Origin of the sequence: Advenella kashmirensis W13003 (assembly GCF_000506985.1) — a bacterium.
In the GTDB taxonomy this organism is placed as follows: domain Bacteria; phylum Pseudomonadota; class Gammaproteobacteria; order Burkholderiales; family Burkholderiaceae_B; genus Advenella; species Advenella kashmirensis_A.
Map to the genome: position 1 here is coordinate 242,579 of NZ_KI650979.1, position 18,646 is coordinate 261,224.

Annotated in this window: 17 protein-coding genes and 1 tRNA gene; 2 read left to right on the plus strand and 16 right to left on the minus strand. The window is 53.9% G+C overall.

The features are described 5' to 3' along the window. Positions 1 to 17 precede the first annotated feature (17 nt). From W822_RS25355 to W822_RS25435, 15 genes are all read right to left on the minus strand, one after another. Complete coding sequence (locus tag W822_RS25355; protein WP_024003298.1) at positions 18 to 1,301, minus strand: glycosyltransferase; 1,284 nt, start codon at positions 1,299 to 1,301, stop codon at positions 18 to 20. A gap of 682 nt (positions 1,302 to 1,983) precedes the next feature. Continuing rightward, the gene (locus W822_RS25360; protein ID WP_024003300.1) at positions 1,984 to 2,913 is read right to left on the minus strand and encodes an SDR family NAD(P)-dependent oxidoreductase; all 930 of its coding nucleotides are present in this window, start codon (positions 2,911 to 2,913) and stop codon (positions 1,984 to 1,986) included. 55 nt (positions 2,914 to 2,968) lie between these two features. Further along, complete coding sequence (locus W822_RS25365) at positions 2,969 to 3,532, minus strand: hypothetical protein (RefSeq protein ID WP_031241993.1); 564 nt, start codon at positions 3,530 to 3,532, stop codon at positions 2,969 to 2,971. A gap of 84 nt (positions 3,533 to 3,616) precedes the next feature. Beyond that, positions 3,617 to 3,874 carry a hypothetical protein gene (locus W822_RS25370; protein ID WP_024003302.1) on the minus strand — a complete coding sequence of 86 codons (258 nt, stop codon included), beginning with the start codon at positions 3,872 to 3,874 and terminating at the stop codon, positions 3,617 to 3,619. Between the two features lie 90 nt (positions 3,875 to 3,964). Beyond that, positions 3,965 to 4,540 (minus strand): hypothetical protein, encoded by a 576-nt coding sequence (locus W822_RS25375; protein ID WP_024003303.1) that lies wholly within the window; start codon positions 4,538 to 4,540, stop codon positions 3,965 to 3,967. Between the two features lie 886 nt (positions 4,541 to 5,426). Beyond that, positions 5,427 to 6,521, minus strand: coding sequence for a redox-regulated ATPase YchF (gene ychF, locus W822_RS25385; RefSeq protein WP_024003305.1), 1,095 nt, complete (start codon positions 6,519 to 6,521; stop codon positions 5,427 to 5,429). A 1,084-nt stretch (positions 6,522 to 7,605) separates the two neighbouring features. Further along, positions 7,606 to 8,004: a VOC family protein gene (locus W822_RS25395; protein ID WP_024003307.1), complete on the minus strand. Its 399-nt coding sequence runs from the start codon at positions 8,002 to 8,004 to the stop codon at positions 7,606 to 7,608. 83 nt (positions 8,005 to 8,087) lie between these two features. After that, the gene (locus W822_RS25400; RefSeq protein ID WP_024003308.1) at positions 8,088 to 8,828 is read right to left on the minus strand and encodes a CPBP family glutamic-type intramembrane protease; all 741 of its coding nucleotides are present in this window, start codon (positions 8,826 to 8,828) and stop codon (positions 8,088 to 8,090) included. Next, entirely contained in the window at positions 8,825 to 9,430 is a 606-nt protein-coding gene (gene pth, locus W822_RS25405; RefSeq protein WP_024003309.1) for an aminoacyl-tRNA hydrolase, read from the minus strand. The genes W822_RS25400 and pth overlap by 4 nt, the downstream gene beginning before the upstream one ends. Positions 9,431 to 9,564: 134 nt before the next feature. Then, positions 9,565 to 10,218 (minus strand): 50S ribosomal protein L25/general stress protein Ctc, encoded by a 654-nt coding sequence (locus W822_RS25410; RefSeq protein ID WP_024003310.1) that lies wholly within the window; start codon positions 10,216 to 10,218, stop codon positions 9,565 to 9,567. 103 nt (positions 10,219 to 10,321) lie between these two features. Further along, positions 10,322 to 11,272, minus strand: coding sequence for a ribose-phosphate pyrophosphokinase (locus W822_RS25415; RefSeq protein ID WP_024003311.1), 951 nt, complete (start codon positions 11,270 to 11,272; stop codon positions 10,322 to 10,324). A gap of 96 nt (positions 11,273 to 11,368) precedes the next feature. After that, positions 11,369 to 11,445, minus strand: a tRNA-Gln gene (locus tag W822_RS25420). A gap of 4 nt (positions 11,446 to 11,449) precedes the next feature. Further along, a complete protein-coding gene (gene ispE / locus W822_RS25425; protein ID WP_031241994.1) occupies positions 11,450 to 12,346 on the minus strand; it encodes a 4-(cytidine 5'-diphospho)-2-C-methyl-D-erythritol kinase in 897 nt (298 codons plus the stop codon). Then, positions 12,343 to 12,930, minus strand: a complete 588-nt coding sequence (locus tag W822_RS25430; RefSeq protein WP_024003313.1) for an outer membrane lipoprotein LolB — start codon at positions 12,928 to 12,930, stop codon at positions 12,343 to 12,345. Before W822_RS25430 ends, ispE begins: the two co-directional genes overlap by 4 nt. After that, positions 12,927 to 14,708 (minus strand): tetratricopeptide repeat protein, encoded by a 1,782-nt coding sequence (locus tag W822_RS25435; protein WP_024003314.1) that lies wholly within the window; start codon positions 14,706 to 14,708, stop codon positions 12,927 to 12,929. The genes W822_RS25430 and W822_RS25435 overlap by 4 nt, the downstream gene beginning before the upstream one ends. Before the next feature lie 146 nt (positions 14,709 to 14,854). On the opposite strand from W822_RS25435, the gene mutM reads away from it, so the two are divergent. After that, complete coding sequence (gene mutM, locus W822_RS25440) at positions 14,855 to 15,682, plus strand: bifunctional DNA-formamidopyrimidine glycosylase/DNA-(apurinic or apyrimidinic site) lyase (RefSeq protein WP_024003315.1); 828 nt, start codon at positions 14,855 to 14,857, stop codon at positions 15,680 to 15,682. Here mutM and W822_RS25445 read toward each other — a convergent pair. Beyond that, complete coding sequence (locus tag W822_RS25445; RefSeq protein ID WP_024003316.1) at positions 15,663 to 17,087, minus strand: FAD-binding oxidoreductase; 1,425 nt, start codon at positions 17,085 to 17,087, stop codon at positions 15,663 to 15,665. The two genes, mutM and W822_RS25445, sit on opposite strands and share 20 nt — an antisense overlap. A gap of 170 nt (positions 17,088 to 17,257) precedes the next feature. Between W822_RS25445 and W822_RS25450 the strand changes: the two genes are divergently transcribed. Continuing rightward, positions 17,258 to 18,646, plus strand: coding sequence for a phosphomannomutase/phosphoglucomutase (locus W822_RS25450; protein ID WP_024003317.1), 1,389 nt, complete (start codon positions 17,258 to 17,260; stop codon positions 18,644 to 18,646).

Here is an 18,646-nt window from a genome sequence, read left to right on the forward strand (position 1 = left end):
CTCCTATAGAATTTAAGTCAATTAGTTAGCGATAAGCGCGTGAAAGCCGAGGGCGAATACTGAGGGGTATGTTGATAATCCAGCTCCCTGAATATGTCGGATAGCTGAGTGCTGACCTGCCTCCATGTGAACATTTTGCGCGCGCGCGCTGCTCCAGCGCGCCCCATTTTTTCCGCAAGAAACGGATTATTCGCCAACAGCGCAAGTTTTATAGCCAGCGCCTCTGAGTCTTTGGGAGGCACAAGAAAGCCCGTTTTACCGTCCAGAACGCTGTATTTAATACCTCCCGTATTGGAGCCAATGACGGGTCTGTTGCACCCCATAGCTTCCAATGGAGTAATGCCGAACGGCTCATACCAGGGTGTTGTTACGAATACATCGCTGGCTCCGTAGTATCGGCTAAGTTCTCCGCGTGCTTTGCTCCCCGTAAATTCGACAATGTCATCAACATGTTCTTCACGTGCAATCGACTTTAAACGATCGTATTCGTCGAAATCTCCAAGTTGGGTGTCGGATAAATTTCCCCCGACAACACATAGACGGGCGTCAACGTGGTGTTCATTTCTTAAACTCCCCACGGCGCGTATCACGTTGTCTATTCCCTTTCGGGCAACCATTCTGCCTAATTGCAGAATATAAAAAGCCTCAGGATCCCAGTGCAGCGGCTCACGAGCGAGTTGTTTATCCAAAGGCGCGAGCTCCGCTGGATCATAACCACATGGAACCATTCTTATACGGGCCGGATCTGCATCATAAAGCGCTATCAGGTCTTCTCGATCCTGCGGACACTCCGCAACGATACAATCCGCTATACGGACAATCTCTTCCTCGATAGAAAAACGCTGATCTGAGAAATGATCATTCTGCGCTTGGTGCAGACGTCGTACTTTGCCAAGTGCATGGAATGTCACAGCAAGGGGTGTATTGGAGTTCCGTGCCAGAGGCATGGCTGCCAACGCCGACATGAAAAAATTGGCGTGTATTATGTCATACCGTATGTTGTTCCTGCATACGTACGACTGCATAAATTCACCAAACTCTTCCATGTAGGGTAGCAGACTCTCTTTGGGCAAGAATACTGGTGGCCCTGCTGGAACATGGATAATGCGTATGTTCTCATGCCAGTTCATTTGCTGTGGCAACGCGGGGTTGTCTGATCTGGTAAAAATATCTATATAGTGTCCGAGGCGCGCCAACTCACGTGCAACGTGGGCTACATATAGGTTTTGCCCACCACTGTCTACACCGCCTAACGCTGCTAACGGGGACGCGTGTTCGCTCACGATCGCGATTCTTTGCATAACACACTCCATGTGTACATTTTGAAAGTGAGTAATCGCCTATATTTTTTTAGATCGATAAGCTGTCGCCCGTTCGACAATACTGACTTTCCTGTGTGAAAATTACTGCGTTACGGTTCATTATTTGACTGGCAGCGGACAAACGCAACCGTTGTATCTTTTATATTGTTAGTAATTACGTTGACCAGAGGGATTTTTTTTACGAACGTATGACAACTGCAAAGAAGTCGCTGTCTGTGAGTTGCCATTAGTGAGCAACACGGTTCTAACAGGATTTGCTGGTAGTTGATGCCAGATATTGGTTTGGCATACAAAATGTAAGTAGTAGACCAAAAACTCTTGGTTTGAATACAGCTATCGCTTTGGTTTGTTGCTCTTATTGGTGCCGCGACCAATTAGGAACTAATAGTGAGCTTTGGCTTCAGTTAATACCAAGATTCGGTTTTAGCGCTTCTTCCTGATGAAGATTGTAAATAGGCCTAACACCAAGAAAATAACAAATAGTATTTGTGCCATTAGTGCGCCCCAAGTTAAAAAACCACCGAACCCGAATATCGCAGATAATAATGCTAGAGCAAAGAAAAAAACAGTGTGCCAGACCATACCGTTCTCCTTTTCAAAAATGTAGAGTCTCCGCCAACAATGCGTGAAGGGATATGTTGGCGGAAGTTTATATTCTTATCTACTGTCCTTTGCGCTCCTCTTCTCGCTTAATTCTCTCCCGTATCCCGCCATCTATTGTTGCCGTACCCACTAAGGGCTTATATATAGCACCGGTTGTTTCGGATACATTGGAGGCCTTATGGACCTGCCGATCAGCAATGTCACTTGACATCCGCTCGGACAAGTCCGGGAAAATATGATGGGAAGCGTTTGATGCATGCGCCTTCCAGCCAACAGGCTGTTCTTCCTTAGGGTCAGTACATGCGGCGACGATGGCGTCAATGACGATCTGAGGATCGTCCATGGCAGCCATTCGAGGCGCGTGCCCAGTGTAATTAGCGGCATGCGTCCACCAAGGCGTATCAACTGCCCAGGGCATAATGGTGCCTACTTTAATATCGTTATTGCCAACGAGCCGGAGCTCCTCATTCAATGTCCGACTTAAACTTAGGACTGCCGCTTTGGTGGCCGCATAGGACGCCTGATATGCCAGAGGCACTTCGCTGTCGATCGAACCGATATTAATAAGTGTTCCAAAACCCTGCGCCCGAAAGTGCCGAAGTGCCTGGTGAGCGCCAAATATCAGCCCTTTTAGGTTGACATCTATAACTCGGGCATGGTCCTCAATGGGGATGTCCCAGAACAAACCCAACGCACCTATCCCGACGTTATTTATCCACACATCGATGCGACCAAAACGATCAATGGAGGCCGTAGCAAGGCGTGCCACCTCAGATGGCTGGCTTACATCTATCGTCACGGAGAGGGCATCACCGCCTGCAGCGCTGATTTCGGTCGCCAATTCTTTTAGTTCGGTGGTCCTACGTGCGGCAAGCACGACATTCGCTCCCATCGCGCTTAGGGCAAGCGCAGTTCCGCGACCGAATCCGCTCGAGGCTCCCGTTATAACGATTGTCGCACCGGCGACGTTTTCGAGATGATTTGACATATGTGCTCCTTGACGTAGTTGAGAAAGTTTCCACACAGCAATTTGGTATGCCCACTCAATCGTCGTTTCTGACGTGCCTCGCACGCAAACCCCTTATCAGTTCCTCTGTATACGGAAGGACTACCATTAATAGCACAGCTGCCATCAAAGTAAGAATGTAGGAGATGGGCAGCGGGTCCGCCTTCCATGCTAAAGCGAACCGAGCGCTTTCCTCTCCCATTCCGAAAATTGCCTTGAACTGTTCCCAATGCAATGCACTTACGCAAATAATGGCTATAAGAGGGATCATCTCGAGAAAGCTGTGGATATGCTGTTCGAAGGGAGTAACTTCACGTGTACCTACAGCATAATTCACGTCCCATAGAGCGGTGGCCTCATGAACTAAAAAGATAAATATCATAAAAGCAATCAAGCCAGCGTTAATTTCCAGGAAAAGCGCTGCCAATAGAGCAAGCCCAACTTCTCCGAATTGGAGAAAATGAAGTATTGATTCCTTAGGTCCAGAGGTGCTTTCGATATGCGATCTACGATGACAACCCCAATCGGCAAACCCCGCAATTAGCCAAAGCGGCAGGATAAAGTACATAAGTATTAGGACTAACGGATCGTTTGACACCATTGTTAACTCAATGTATGAGTCCCTATTGAGGGGTAGCCAAAACAGCGTGGGCAATGATTGAATGGTTTCGCCATTGCTGTTGAACTATTTTTTATAAAAATGGCGGCCAATACATACTCCAACTAAGCCAGCAACAAGCAAAGCACAGCCGGGACTTCGGCGGGTGGAGTCTTCGATGGCTCCAAAAAATGAGTTTATCGCGTACGATGCATCTCCCGCCGCCTCTGAGGCTCTACGTTTTATCTCCCCCTTAGGATCGTTAAGTAGAGTTTCAGCAGCCGCCTGAGTTTTCTCGGCAGCTTTTGCAGATTTATCCTGGATAGTGTCGTCGTTAATCATCATATCACCTCATAAAGAAATAAGAATGTATACACAAATACACAGACTACACCGGCATCTTGAGCATAGTCCTAGAATTCACGCCTCTTTATCTTACTCAGCGGCGCTACTTTGCTCTCCTTCTCTAATCGCAGATTCAAGGTCCTCCTCAGAGAGTATGGAAGTATCTGGATCAGGTGCTTTATGCTCTAAAGCAGATTGAAAACGCAACTTTTCCATATACGGCGTCGGTTTTTTTTTGCGATAGTCCAAGAATTCCTTGCCATAATAACTCCGCGCTTCTGCGACATTTTTTTCTCCCGTAACAATGTCGTGCATTAAATTGAGAGCCAGAAAATTTGCTTCTTCGTCATGACAGCGCGCAGAAACTTCACCAGCAGTCCTTTCAACGATCACACTACCGTCAAACTTGGCAAGTTCGTCGAACTTATCGACGGGAACTTGGTAATCAATTACCGATTCGATGCAGTCTATATGGGGCGATGGAAAATTGTGCTGGTAAAACGTTTTGGATGCTACGATCCGCTTCCATGGTCCAGCGTTAAACCACACAAGGGTGGTCGGCGTAATTTCATGTGGATCACCATATTTATCGATGACAAGTTGCGTAGCTTCTCTAGACTCTTCCGGCCAATCCTGGATAATTTGACTTCCGTTTCTTTCGTGCATATTGGTCTCCCTTCAATTAAAAAAGAGCGCAACAAGATAGTCAGAAATGCAGGAAAAATGTAGCGCTTCCTTTTTGTTAAAAGAAAACAGGCACAAGTTAGTGTGCCCTTCCAAAAATCATACGCTTTTTATGGACTGCTTGTTTTAGTCTTAGCATCTAAATGTTAATGCTTCTGCCACGCATTCTCTGCCACCGCTTATGGATAGAGGCATTTGATCCAAAGCAGAGATGTAGCAATAGCGAGCAGTCTGTTACCAGAGGTGTCCCTGAAACGCAGATTCTTTACGTTCTTCAGTCTGCGCGCTAAATTGGCGCAAAGTGTGGGCTCATGAATAAGCTGATTGATCCTGAAACATTGCCGAGACGATTGACTACTATGCAGATAACGGCGTTCGACTAATCGTAATATTGCTATTGCTCAGTCAAAATCTTTTAAAAGTACAATTAGACCCGCTCATCTAACGGGTGCTACCGTTTCCTTTTAAGTTGTGAACCAACGCGAAAAAGGAGAAAGCAATGCCATTTCGCAGACGGAACCGCAGTGTAGATCTTTCTAAGAAAGAAGGCCCTGAGTTCGACTATTGGCTAAAGTCGAATATTTCCGGCGGCTTTAAAGACTGGTATCGCACTGAGGAAATTGATAGAGAGAAATGGTTGCAAAAGTTAAGTGCTCAGATTCTCGATTCAAAGCCTACACCACGATCATAGCCAGCGAACGCACGTTCTATGACATTTTTTTAAAATTAGAGCCCGCGATATGCGGGCTTTGTCGTACCTATTGAGGACGAAAGGCTTTTAGCGTCCTTTATGATCTACGCAACGTTGCTATCCAGAATTGAAAAATCCATGGGACGTTCCATTAGCCCAACGAATGTCCATACCCGCCTACTTCGGGGTAAACAAGAAATTCAATACGTCTCCATCCTTGACAATATACTCCTTGCCTTCAGCGCGCATTTTGCCCGCTTCCTTGGCGCCCTGCTCGCCTTTATGCGTAATGAAATCATCATAGGCAATGGTCTGGGCGCGAATAAAACCGCGCTCAAAGTCGGTGTGAATCACGCCGGCCGCCTTGGGCGCCGTGTCGCCGATATGGATGGTCCATGCGCGTACTTCCTTGACCCCTGCGGTAAAGTACGTTTGCAAACCAAGCAGGCGGAATGCCGCACGAATCACGCGGTTCAGTCCGGGCTCGTCCATGCCCATGTCGGCCAGGAAAACGTTCTTATCCTCGTCGTCCAGATCCGCAATCTCCGCTTCGATGGCGGCACAAACGGCCACCACCGGCGCATTTTCTTTTGCAGCAAATTCTTCCACTGCGGCCAGATGCGGATTGTCCTTGAAGCCAGCTTCTTTCACATTGGCTACATACATGGCCGGTTTGGCGGTAATGAAGCAGAACGGCTTGATCAGCTCCAGATCATCCTTATCCAGGCCCATGGAACGAATGGTTTTGGCTTCGTTAAGCACAGGAATGATTTTTTCCAGCAGGGCAGCCAGTTTCTGCGCATCCTTGTCGCCGGCGCGACCGGTTTTTTGCGCGCGCAACAGGGCTTTTTCAGCCGAAGCCATATCTGCCAGGGCCAGTTCGGTATTGATCACTTCAATATCGGAAATCGGATTGACCTGGCCGGCCACGTGGATGACATTCTCGTCTTCAAAACAGCGCACAACATGCACAATGGCGTCGGTCTCGCGGATATTGGCCAGGAACTGGTTACCCAGGCCCTCGCCCTTTGATGCACCCGCCACCAGACCGGCGATGTCGACAAATTCGACCGTCGCAGGCAGAATGCGCTCGGGCTTGACCACATCGGCCAGCTTTTCCAGACGCCCGTCAGGCACTTCGACAATGCCCACATTGGGTTCGATGGTGCAGAAAGGGTAGTTTTCCGCAGCAATGCCCGCTTTGGTCAGGGCGTTAAAGAGCGTGGATTTGCCCACGTTGGGCAGTCCGACAATCCCACATTGAAGAGCCATTTATATTCCTTGAGTGTCGCACACGCACGCCTTTGTCGGATCAATGAAAATTGACCGGACTCACCAACGTGATGTGAAAAGTAATGCGCAGTTACTAACGAAACGACCGATCAACCTGCAGCTTTATCGCAATTGTTAACGGATTTCGTGTAAAGCGTTGATTGTAACCTTGTCTGCCGCTCTTCTTCACGGTCTATAGCGTTCTGAAAGAAAGATGCTCCGGGCAGTTTGTTTGCGCGATGATTGCCTGACCCGGACGCTATCGGAAACTCCGAACGTAATGACCCGAATAGCCATTCAAAAGTTTATCGATAAACTAGAATGTTTTGTTACACGTTTACCCAGGAGACTATGGGGACACTTGTTTCCAGACACAAATATCTCAAAATCAGTGGGCCACTCTCCGACCAGAGTTTTGGGACATTCCCTTCTATCACATTTCAAAAGCACACTTTTGCCAGCGCTCCAATCTATCTTTTCTACGGGGAACACAAGGGAATGCACAGGGGGTTCGGTCTGTTTCACATCTGGCAACAGCGATTGATTAGTCGTGGCAACACACTTGAACAAGCCGAAGCATTACTCTATGCAGAATTGCAATCAGTGTTCAAAAAAGCGGATATTCATTGCCTATTCGAAGATATACGTGGGAACCACCGACCGCTAATCGTTGCCTGCCGATCCAAGAACACGGTGATTCTCCAGTTTCTGGTCCCACAACAAGCATATTCCGTTGTCACCTGGTATGACAACACTTCGTCCTGGGGCATCAATAAGAAACAAGAAAAAGGCCCCCGAGTTGGGAGCCTTCAAATTTCGTATTAGTCCAGATAGCCGAACCACCGTCTTAGTGTGTATATGCAAGCCATCTTGCATAGTGCTGTCGTTGGCACACGAACCATACCTGCATTCATGCTGCTATCATCAGGCTTACCGATTTCACCTGCTGTCAGGGGAGTCGTTGGCCCAATGCTCGGGGTTATGCCACGCTCCAAACTTCTTACAGTAATACGAAAAACACTTTGTAAACCGTAGTTGAAATTCTATCAAATACACGTTTTCAAAACAAGGCACATGAACGTCTTTACATACCTCCGCCCATCATCTGAATCACCTGAATCAGATTTCCGCAGGTATCATCAAACACCGCCATTTTGACAGGCCCCGCATCCATGGGCGCGACGGTAAAATTCACGCCCTTGCCTTTGAGTCGCTCATATTCGGCATCCAGGTCGTCCACCAGAAAAGACGTGGCCGGTATGCCATCCTTGACCAGTGCCTGTTTGTACGGCGCAACCGCCGTGTGTACGCTGGGCTCAAGCAACAGCTCGGTACCCTGCGTCTGCTCGGGCGAGACCACCGTCAACCAGCGATAGTCCCCCGCCGGCACATCGTGTTTTAATTTAAAGCCAAGTGTGTTGGTATAGAAATCCAGGGCGTGTGCCTGGTCATCGACAAAAATACTGGTTACGTAAATTCGCACAGCAAGCTCCTTTCCAGAACGGGTAATGGTCCAGCGGTGAGCGACAATGCAGCGAAGACAGCGCCCGGCGACGGCGCTGATGTTTATTTACCCATCAGCATCAGCCAGATCAGCAGCAACGGCCCGCCGTTGAACATCATATGCATCAGCATAGAGGTGCCGATACCGGACCGGACGCGCATCCAGGCCAGCACCAGCCCGGTCATCCATTGCGGCAGCACCATGACCGGAAACATCCACCAGGGCGTGCCGTTCAATTTGAAATTATTCAAATGCACAAATGCGAAGGTCAGCACAGACAGATGAAAGACCCACGGAAACCATTGTACATACAATCGGCGCAGATGCCAGGAGAGCGCTTCGTCGTGACTGGCCAGCCCGCGCATTTTCAGGGCGACCAGCAAGGCCAGCACCAACAGGAAAGCAGCGATGCTCAGCCATGATGGGCCGGAAAAGACCACGATTGCCATCACGGGGATTACCCACAAGATAGCGCGTGGATACCGCAAGCTATAGCGGAACAGCATTTCTTCGGCCAGCGGCGCCCACAACACGGCCATGAGCCAGGGAATGTTATCGGGGTCCATGCGATGTTGCGCCCCGCTGCTTTCCGCCGCGCTCAGCGCCAATGGTGCCAGGACAAACAGATTCACGAACCACAGCAGCGCAACCCAGGCCAGCATGCGCCCAAAAGACACGTTGGGATACCAGTCACGCCACCAGCCACTGCCGCCGCCACGCCCGACCACCCGTGGCGTCAGGCGCGGTCTGCGTACGAACCGCAGGAACGCACGCAGGTCAGTGCCGAATGTGGGGGAGGTCATGCGCTACGCTCACGGACCGCAGCAAGCCGACGCGATGCAGCAGCAAAATCGCCGTCCAGCAAAGGCGTCAGGATTTGTCTGGCACTGTTGATTTCATTCTCAATCAAAGGCATATCGTCTTTGGCCGGCATGGACAACACGTAATCGGCCACCCCTTGAGCCAGACCGCGTTTGCGCGGATGATCTATGCCCAGGCGCATGCGCCAATAGTCGGGCGTGCCCAGTGCCGCCTGAATATCGCGCAAGCCGTTATGGCCGGCGTGCCCGCCGCCTTTTTTCAGTTTGACATCGCCAACCGGCAGATCCAGCTCATCATGCAGCACCAGTACCTGTTCCGGCTCGATCTTGAAAAACCGCGCGACGGCGCCGACAGACTGGCCGGAACGATTCATATAAGTCGCCGGTTTGAGCAGATAGACAGCCTCGCCGTCGTGACGCGCACGTGCCAGCTGACCGAAGAAGCCCGTTTCCAGTGTGAATTGGGTTTTCAGGTCATCGGCATAATGATCGGCAAGCCAGAAGCCCGCATTGTGCCGCGTGGCTTCATACTGCTGGCCAGGATTTCCCAGCCCGACAATCAGACGGATAGGCAACGAAGCCATGTGCTCATTTTCCCTGCAATTTACGAAACAAACCCCCGAAATGCGGATGCACTACGGGGGCGTACTTATTTTTACCTGACCGGCAGAGCCGGCCTGCATTACCCCGCCTGAAGGCAAGGTAACACATCCAAGACTTACTTGGCGTCGTCTTCAGCTGGTTTGTCAGATTTCTCTGCGTCATCAGCGGCTTTTTCTTCGCCTTCGGCTGCTTCGTCGTCTTCAACATTGGCAGCGACGACAGATGCTGTTGCCAGAACGGGGCTTTCTTCGCCTACGCCCAGGAACTCAACGCCAGCGGGCGCCGTGATGTCAGACAGGTGCAGAACGTCATTGACTTCCATTTTGCCCAGATCGACTTCGATGAACTGTGGCAGGTCTTTAGGCAGGCAAGTGACCTCGATGTCATTGAGCACGTGCGAAATAGTCGCATTTTGCTGTTTGACGGCAGGAGATTCATCACCGTTGATAAAGTGGAAAGGAATGCGTGTTGTCAGCGCTTCATTGGCGTTGACGCGCTGGAAATCCACGTGCAGCACTTGTGGTTTGTAGGAATGCCATTGTACGGCGCGCAGCAGAACGTTCTGCTTTTTGCCGTCAAGAATCATATCCAGCACGGATGTATGGAAAGGCTCTTTACGCAGTGCATGGAAGATTTCATTGTGGTCCAGCTCGACGCTTTGCGCTTCGCCTTTTCCACCGTAAACAATGGCCGGGACACGACCAGCGCGACGCAGGCGGCGGCTCGCACTCGATCCCTGAACGCTACGCGTAGTGGCTTCAAATTTCATGGAGAACTCCAAATTAACAATACCGGTTACGGTATTTCAAAAAGGCTGAACCGGTTGGCCCAGCCACCCGACCCGCTGCCGCGACCAGCAGCGAATCAAATGCTTATTCTACAAACAGCGAACTGACCGATTCTGCATGCGAAATGCGCAGAATGGTTTCGCCCAGCAGCGATGCGCTGGAAAGCTGGCGGATGCGGCTGCAATCGGCGGCTTCCTGAGACAGCGGAATAGTGTCGGTCACAACCAGTTCATCCAGCTCGGATTCGGCAATACGACCGACAGCACCGCCTGACAGCACGGCATGCGTACAGTATGCATACACAGCGCCGGCGCCACGCTCTTTGAGTGCCGCAGCCGCTTTACACAGCGTACCTGCGGTATCGACCATGTCATCCATGATAATGCAGGTGCGACCGTCTACTTCACCAATGATGTTCATGACTTCGGATACATTGGCGCGCGGACGGCGCTTGTCGATGATGGCCAGGTCGGCTTCAAGCTGCTTGGCCAGTGCACGGGCACGTACCACGCCGCCGATGTCGGGTGACACCACGACCAGGTCCTTGAAGTGGCGCTGTCCGATATCGGCCAGCAGCACGGGGCCGGCGTAGATGTTGTCTACCGGAATATCGAAAAAGCCCTGGATCTGATCGGCATGCAGGTCCATGGTGAGCAGCCGGTCTACACCGACGCTTTGCAACATGTTGGCAACGACTTTTGCCGTGATGGCCACCCGGGCTGAACGCGGACGACGATCCTGCCGGGCGTAGCCAAAGTACGGAATGGCAGCGGTAATTCGACCGGCCGAGGCGCGGCGCAACGCATCGACCATTGTCATGATTTCCATGAGATTGTCGTTGGTCGGCGCGCACGTGGGCTGCAGCACGAATACATCGCGGCCCCGTACATTTTCCAGGATTTCCACCATGACTTCACCGTCAGAGAAACGACCGACGGTCATTTTGCCCAGCGACATGTCCAAATGATTGACGACATCTACAGCAAGCCTGGGATTGGCAGTGCCGGTAAAAATCATGAAATTAGTGTTGGACATGATAGCTGGAATCGGTGAAGTAAATAAAAAAACCGTGATAAGCACATACCGGTTTATAGCGGCTTATTCACGGTTTCCGCACTTGCAGTACGAATTTGGCTGGGGCGGAAGGATTCGAACCTTCGCATGCTGGAATCAAAATCCAGTGCCTTAACCAGCTTGGCGACGCCCCAAATTCTATATCCAATTATACAGCGGATGCCGGCTGATGCCGTGACAGATAACGACCTGTCTTAACCACTGGCGTGCCTCTGGATGAGAGGCAAGCGCATATTCTACACGCTGGCGGCATGCTTCGGCTTCCTGAAGGCTGGGGTACGATATATAAAAACATGCACCCGATCCTGTCATTCTGGCCTGTATGCCCAATGTTTCAAGCCAGCCCACAAAAAGCGAAAGCGGTTTGAACAAAGCACATGCTGCTGCCTGTAGATCATTTCTGCCAAACTGATGAATATCATGTCCAGCAAAGTCGTGCATTATGATTGATTTTGTGTCTCTTGTCAAATCAGGCGACGCAAAAACTGTTGCAGTTGCGACACTGATTGTGGGAATAAAGAGCACATACACCGCCGGGGGCACCGGGCACGCCTGCAGCGCCTCACCCACTCCCTCTGCAAAGGCCGCCTGCCCGAAAATGAACACCGGCACATCGGCGCCCAGGGTCAGGCCCAAGGCCTGTAGCGCTTCCCGGGACAAACCGCAGCCCCATAGCCGGTTAAGCGCCATCAGCGTGCTGGCGGCGTCGCTGGAGCCGCCTCCCAGGCCGCCGCCGGCTGGAATATTTTTGTCAACCCGGACAGTCACGCCCGCAGCAGCGTTCGAGCTGGCTGGCGCGTGCTGTTGCAGCAGCCGCGCTGCCCGCACGATCAGATCCTGATCATGAGGTACGCCCGGTACGTCGGTCTCGCGCACAATGCGGCCATCGTCGCGCAGCGTAAAATGCAGCCGGTCTGCCAGGTCGATAAATGTAAAAACGGTTTGCAGCAGGTGGTAGCCATCGGGGCGGCGCCCCGTGACGTGCAGAAACAGGTTCAGCTTGGCCGGCGCCGGCACATCGCACAGCTGCTTCATTCGCTTTCAGTCACCACGCGAACGGTTATACGGTCAGTGCCCTGAATACGCTCAAAATTCAGGCGCGTGGGGCCTTTGCTGTCGATATCGGACAGTTTGACGTGCCAGCCGGCTTCGTCAAACTCCTGAGCCCCCTGCCCGCTGGCGCCGGCCTGCCCATTACGCAAGCCCTTGAGCCAGTTGCGCATGCCGCTGACCGGAATGGGGCTGCCCAGCACATCAGCCACCAGACTATCGGGGTCGGCCGCCACGGTCCGCTTGCCATTAGAGCGGGTCAGCACAGCCTGTCCGTCCGACACCACGACGCGCGCCAGCGTAGAGCCCAGCGGATTGGTCAGGTCCAGCGTAAGGATAGCGCCGGTATCCACCCAGGTAAATCCACCCTGTACCGAATCACGATTGCGCTCGACACTTTTATCATACACATTCAGGGCAAAGCGACCGGAACGCTCAAATGTGCCGTCGGCTCGAGCGGCGGACGGGGCCGATGGCGTCTTGGGCACTGTGGAACACGCAGCCAGCGTTGCCGCAACCAGACCGGTTGCGATCCATCGGCTCATGCGTGGTAAAGCGGATATATTCATTTGAAACGGACTCCCAGTCGTTTAAGGGTTTCTGTGAGGGTCGGGTTTTCGCGATCCAGCTCCCAGCCCTTTTTCAGCAGGGCTCGGGCACGCTTTTTCTGCCCGTCGCTCCAGTAGATTTCTGCCAGGTGAGCCGCGATATCGGCCTGGGGCGACAATTCAAAGGCGCTTTCCAGATACTGGCTGGCCAGCGCATGATTGCCCAGCCGGAATTGCAACCAGCCCATACTGTCCAGAATAAAGGGATTGCCCGGCGCCAGTTGCACAGCCTTGTCCAGCAGAACCTGTGCCTGGTCCAGATTGATATTCTGATCGGCAAACACATACCCCAGCGCATTGTAGGCGTCAGGCGACTCGGGTCGCAATGACATGACCTGACGCAGCAGGGTTTCCATTTCCACGATTTTGCCCTGACGTTCATAGAGCATGGCCAGGTCATATTTGATGGCCGGGCTATCCGGCAAGGCTTTGTCAGCCTGGACCAGCCGCGCCACTGCCCTGTCGGTGCGACCCGCGGCCGCCAGTACCTGCGAGGCGGCCAGCTCGACAATGATTTTGTCATCCTTCGTATCGCTGCGAATGCCCGCCAGCAGCGCCAGCGCCTTGTTCAAGTTACCCAGCTTGCCGTACAGCGCCGCCTGTTTCATGCGGATTTGCGGCATGGCGACCGACTCATCGATTTTTTCCAGCTGGGCAATGGCCTGCCGGTAATTGCCTTCGTCTTCGTAGATCTGGGCATACAGCAGGCGCGCATCGGTGGATTGACCCTGGGCATCGGTTTCGGCATCGGATAGCGCCGCGCGCCGCTGACCCTGCACCTCCAGAAACTCATTCAGGCGTGCACGCGCCGTTTTGTAGTGCTTGGCCTGGTAATTGACCTGGGCCTCCAGGTACAGCAGGTCGAAGTCTTCGGGAAAAGTCTTGCGCATACGCTTGAGATCGGCCAGGGCGGTATCGAATTTGCCCTCTTCAACCAGCTGGCTGATGTACAACAGACGCACGCGGCGAATATTGGGATGGTCATCAATAAACTTGCGCCCCAGCGACATGGCCAGTTTGCGATTGATCTTCACACCATACTGCAGGACCCGCTCGGCTGCCGCATCGGAATTGGGATCCAGCCGCAGCGACTGATGCGCGGCCTCCCAGGCCAGTATCGGGTTATTGGCCTGGAAGGCCAGATCCGACAGAAGCAGATGCGCCACCGATGAGGTGTCGCCGTTTTTATGGATGACCTGCGTAAAGACCTTCAGGGCCTCCTGCTTGTCCTTCATGCGCGCCACGACTGCGGCCGCCTGGTACAGGGCACGGTCCTTGTTACCTGCAACGGCAATGCGTTCACGCAGCGCTTTGACGATGCCATCGGTGTCGCCATTGCTGGCCGACAGGGCCAGGGTGGCAGCCACAGCTTCTTCATCGCCCGGAGCCAATTGGCTCCACAGCTTTGCCGCCCCACTCGCCTCGCGAGGCTGGGAAGCGGCCAGATACAAGTGCATGGCACGCTTGGCCAGGCGCGGAATTTTCCGTTCGCGCGCCAGGTCCATGGCGGTTTCTGCCGCCAGGTCGATTTTGCCTTCCTGGGCTGCGATCTCCATGATCAGCAGGCGATAAATGTCATCGGCCTCGGTATGATTGACCAGAACCACGGGCGTGGCCTGCTCGTTCGATAAAAAATCGAGCATGGCGCGCCGGTCTGCAGGCTGATCGAATTGGGCGTGTGCAGCCGCAGTCCACAGCAGCGGGGCAACAAAAACGGCGGCGCGAATAACGCTTTTCATCGGAATCACAGGCAGATGGACAAGGCCAGGTAACAAAAAACAAATGTTATCATCCCTGCTTAGTTATTATTAATAAATCCTTAAATTTAGGCATTTTACCGTCGCCGGTGCCGCTTGCCGCGCACGACGCGAACTGCCTGGTTCCTATGCCTGAATTACCTGAAGTCGAAACCACCCGCCGGGGGCTGGACACAATCATTACCGGCAAGCGCGTGCTTGCGGTCAATGTGTACGAAGCGCGCATGCGCTGGCCTGTGACCCCGGATCTGAACGCGATTCTGCAGGGAAAACCGTTGCTGGCCTGCGAGCGCAGGGGTAAATATTTGCTGTTGCGTTTCGAGCATGGAACGCTGCTGATTCACCTGGGCATGTCCGGATCGCTGCGTCAGGTCGAAGCCAACGCCTTTTTGCGCAAGCACGATCATGTGGAATGGTGTTTTGATGGCGCCACCGTGCGCCTGAATGATCCGCGGCGCTTTGGCGCGGTGCTGTGGCATCCCAATGATGCCGGGCCTGTGGCCGCCCACCCGCTGCTGGCCGGTCTGGGTATTGAGCCTTTCGATCCGGCGTTCACACCTGCGCTGCTCTATGCAGGATTGCAGAACCGCAGTGTGGCCATCAAGCAGGCACTGCTGGGCGGGCAGATTGTCGTCGGGGTGGGCAATATTTACGCATCGGAAAGCCTGTTCCTGGCCCGGATCCATCCACGCACGCCAGCCAATCGCATTTCGCCGGGCCGCGCAACCCGCCTGCATGCAGCCATCCTGACCACGCTGTCCAATGCCCTTGAATCGGGCGGCAGTACCCTGCGCAACTACACCGGTACGCAGGAGGAACCGGGGGCCTACTTTGAGATTCACGCGGCCGTCTACGACCGTGAAAACCAGCCCTGCCGCACTTGCGGCACACCAATACGCAAAATCGTCCAGGGCCAGCGCGCCACGTTTTTCTGCCCTAAATGTCAGCGCTATTGATGACTTTGCCCGGATTCATCAGGACGTGAGGGTCCAGCGCCCGCTTGATTTTACGCATCAGCGCCAGTTCGACCTCTGACTTATACAAGGGCAGCAGGTCTTTTTTGAGCTGCCCGACGCCATGTTCGGCACTGATGGACCCCGCAAACGCATGCACACTGTCATGGACCAGCTGATAGACCTGGGACTGCAAACCCAGAAACGCGGTCTCGTCGGACCCGGCTGGCGCCGCGACGTTATAGTGCAGGTTGCCATCACCCAGATGACCGAACACAATATGCCGGACACCCGGAAACGCCTGTTGCAACTGCGCGTTGGTCTGATCGACAAAATCGGCCATGCGTGAGACGGGAATGGACACATCGTGCTTGATATTCTTGCCCATCTGCTTCTCAGCCAGGGGAATGCTTTCGCGCAAATGCCACAAGTCGTTGCTCTGGGCAATCGAGGCAGCGATCACGGCATCAACCACATCGCCGGCTTCAATCGCATCGCCCACCACCGTTTCAAAACGCTCCCGTGCATGGTCTGCGCTTTCGCTGTCAGAAATCTCCAATAAGGCGTACCAGGCGCACTGGCGGCCGGATTCATCAAAGGGCCATTTTTGCTGCGTAAACTGGCGCGTCACTGAATCCAGGCAATAATGGGAAATCAGCTCGAAACCGGTCAGCGCTGCTCCAAACCCCTTGCGCGCCCGGGCCAGCATACGCACAGCCGCCGGTAGTTCATTGAATGCCAGCATCGCCGTACAGCGCGCCACCGGCTGGGGATACAGCTTGAGTGTCGCCGCCGTAATAATTCCCAGCGTGCCTTCGCTGCCAATGTACAAATCCCGCAGATCATAGCCGGTATTGTCCTTGCGCAGCCCGCGCAGGCCGGACCAGATGTCGCCGTCGGCCGTGACCACTTCCAGCCCCAGCGTCAGATCGCGCGTATTGCCATAACGCAGCACCTGGGTACCGCCGGCATTGGTGGCCAGATTGCCACCAATAGTGCAACTGCCTTCAGCCGCCAGGCTGAGCGGAAACAGGCGATCTGCCGCCGCCGCGGCTTCCTGAACCTCGCGCAAGGTGCAACCCGCCTGCACGGTGATGGTGTCGTCAGCCGTATCCACCTGTAAAACGCGATTCAGCCGCGTGAGCACCACCACCACGCTCTTGCCCTGCGCATCGGGCGTAGCGCCCCCGCAAAGGCCGGTGTTGCCACCCTGCGGCACCATCGGCGCCTGATGTTCAATACAGCAGCGTACCACCTGTGCCACTTCCTGCACGTTGCCTGGTCGCACAACGGCCAGTGCCTGCCCCGTGTAGCGCCCGCGCCAGTCAGTCAGATAAGGCTGCGCCGCCTCGCCGGTCAGCACGTGGTCTGCGCCCACAACCTGCTGCAGCGCCATCACAATATTCATTTCTACCTTCCCATTCGACTTGTTTGCCGCCTCATTGGTGCAGCACACAATTTGGTACTGATCGTCGCAGGCAACAGACGTATAATACAGTCCACATTCTACCCAATTTCAAGCTGTTGCCCGCCGCGCGCGCGGCGCGACCGCCGCAATAGTCTTCCAAAGGACAGTCGATGCCCCAGGTTCTGCCCCAAACCGTATTCAAAGCCTATGACATTCGTGGTACGGTGCCTGACCAGTTGAACGAATCATTCGCTTATCTGCTGGGGCGCGCCCTGGCCCGTCGCGCCCTGGCCTGCGGCACGGACCGCATTGTGGTTGGATTCGATGGCCGCCTGTCCAGCCCGGGGCTGTCAGAATCCCTGCAAAAAGGCATGAGGGACGAAGGCATTGATACCGTTGACATTGGCATGGTTCCGACACCGCTGGTGTACTTCGAATCCTACTCGGAAAACATTGGTGCGGCCGTGGCCATTACCGGCAGTCATAATCCCCCAAGGTACAACGGCTTCAAAATGATGATCGGCGGCAAGGCGCTTTATGGCGATGATGTGCTGGCCCTGCGCGAAGAGATGCAGGCGCTGGCCTCGCAGCCGGTAGCCGACAAAAAAGGGGGCACCCATCGCAAGGATATCGTTCAGACCTATATCGATCGGATCGTGTCCGATGTCAAACTCGTTCGTCCCATGAAGATTGCCATCGACTGCGGCAACGGTGTGGCCGGTATCGTGGCCACCAAACTGTTTCGCGCGCTGAGCTGCCAGGTGACCGAACTTTTTTGCGATGTGGACGGCGCCTTTCCCAACCATCACCCCGACCCGGCCGACCCGCATAACCTGGAAGACCTGCAACGCACGCTTGAGCAGACCGATTGCGAAATCGGGCTGGCCTTTGATGGCGACGGCGACCGTCTGGGCGTGGTGACCCGTAGCGGCAGCATCATCTGGCCGGATCGGCAACTGATTCTGTTCGCCCGCGATATTCTCGCCCGCCAGCCCGGCGCGACCATTATCTATGATGTCAAATGCAGCCGGCATGTGACGGCCGCTGTGAAGGAAGCCGGCGGCGAACCGCTTATGTGGCGCACCGGCCACTCTCTTATCAAAGCCAAGCTGGCTGAAACCGGCGCGCCGATTGCCGGCGAGATGAGCGGCCATGTGTTTTTCAAGGAACGCTGGTTCGGCTTTGATGATGGTCTGTACACCGGCGCCCGCCTGCTGGAAATCCTGGCGCGCGACGCCAATCCGACCGCCGTGCTGGACGCCCTGCCCGAGGGCATTTCCACACCCGAACTCAAACTCGATATGCAGGAAGGTCAGCAATATGCGTTGATCAAAACACTGCAGGAAAAGGCCCGCTTTCCCGGTGCGACCAGCATCAATACAATTGACGGGGTCCGCGCAGAATACGAAGATGGCTTCGGCCTGGCACGCGCGTCCAATACCACGCCGGTCATTGTGTTGCGATTTGAAGGCGACTCGCAAGAGGCCATTGATCGCATCCGTGCCGAATTCAAGGCGGTCTTTGCCGAGTTCGCACCCGACGCCAGCCTGCCGTTCTGA

What these genes read in the sequence shown, in the direction of transcription:
- W822_RS25355 (WP_024003298.1), bottom strand. Translation starts at nt 1,301, where the DNA reads ATGCAAAGAATCGCGATCGTGAGCGAACACGCGTCCCCGTTAGCAGCG.
- W822_RS25360 (WP_024003300.1), bottom strand. Translation starts at nt 2,913, where the DNA reads ATGTCAAATCATCTCGAAAACGTCGCCGGTGCGACAATCGTTATAACG.
- W822_RS25365 (WP_031241993.1), bottom strand. Translation starts at nt 3,532, where the DNA reads ATGGTGTCAAACGATCCGTTAGTCCTAATACTTATGTACTTTATCCTG.
- W822_RS25370 (WP_024003302.1), bottom strand. Translation starts at nt 3,874, where the DNA reads ATGATGATTAACGACGACACTATCCAGGATAAATCTGCAAAAGCTGCC.
- W822_RS25375 (WP_024003303.1), bottom strand. Translation starts at nt 4,540, where the DNA reads ATGCACGAAAGAAACGGAAGTCAAATTATCCAGGATTGGCCGGAAGAG.
- ychF (WP_024003305.1), bottom strand. Translation starts at nt 6,521, where the DNA reads ATGGCTCTTCAATGTGGGATTGTCGGACTGCCCAACGTGGGCAAATCC.
- W822_RS25400 (WP_024003308.1), bottom strand. Translation starts at nt 8,828, where the DNA reads ATGACCTCCCCCACATTCGGCACTGACCTGCGTGCGTTCCTGCGGTTC.
- pth (WP_024003309.1), bottom strand. Translation starts at nt 9,430, where the DNA reads ATGGCTTCGTTGCCTATCCGTCTGATTGTCGGGCTGGGAAATCCTGGC.
- W822_RS25410 (WP_024003310.1), bottom strand. Translation starts at nt 10,218, where the DNA reads ATGAAATTTGAAGCCACTACGCGTAGCGTTCAGGGATCGAGTGCGAGC.
- W822_RS25415 (WP_024003311.1), bottom strand. Translation starts at nt 11,272, where the DNA reads ATGTCCAACACTAATTTCATGATTTTTACCGGCACTGCCAATCCCAGG.
- ispE (WP_031241994.1), bottom strand. Translation starts at nt 12,346, where the DNA reads ATGAAGCAGCTGTGCGATGTGCCGGCGCCGGCCAAGCTGAACCTGTTT.
- W822_RS25430 (WP_024003313.1), bottom strand. Translation starts at nt 12,930, where the DNA reads ATGAATATATCCGCTTTACCACGCATGAGCCGATGGATCGCAACCGGT.
- W822_RS25435 (WP_024003314.1), bottom strand. Translation starts at nt 14,708, where the DNA reads ATGAAAAGCGTTATTCGCGCCGCCGTTTTTGTTGCCCCGCTGCTGTGG.
- mutM (WP_024003315.1), top strand. Translation starts at nt 14,855, where the DNA reads ATGCCTGAATTACCTGAAGTCGAAACCACCCGCCGGGGGCTGGACACA.
- W822_RS25445 (WP_024003316.1), bottom strand. Translation starts at nt 17,087, where the DNA reads ATGAATATTGTGATGGCGCTGCAGCAGGTTGTGGGCGCAGACCACGTG.
- W822_RS25450 (WP_024003317.1), top strand. Translation starts at nt 17,258, where the DNA reads ATGCCCCAGGTTCTGCCCCAAACCGTATTCAAAGCCTATGACATTCGT.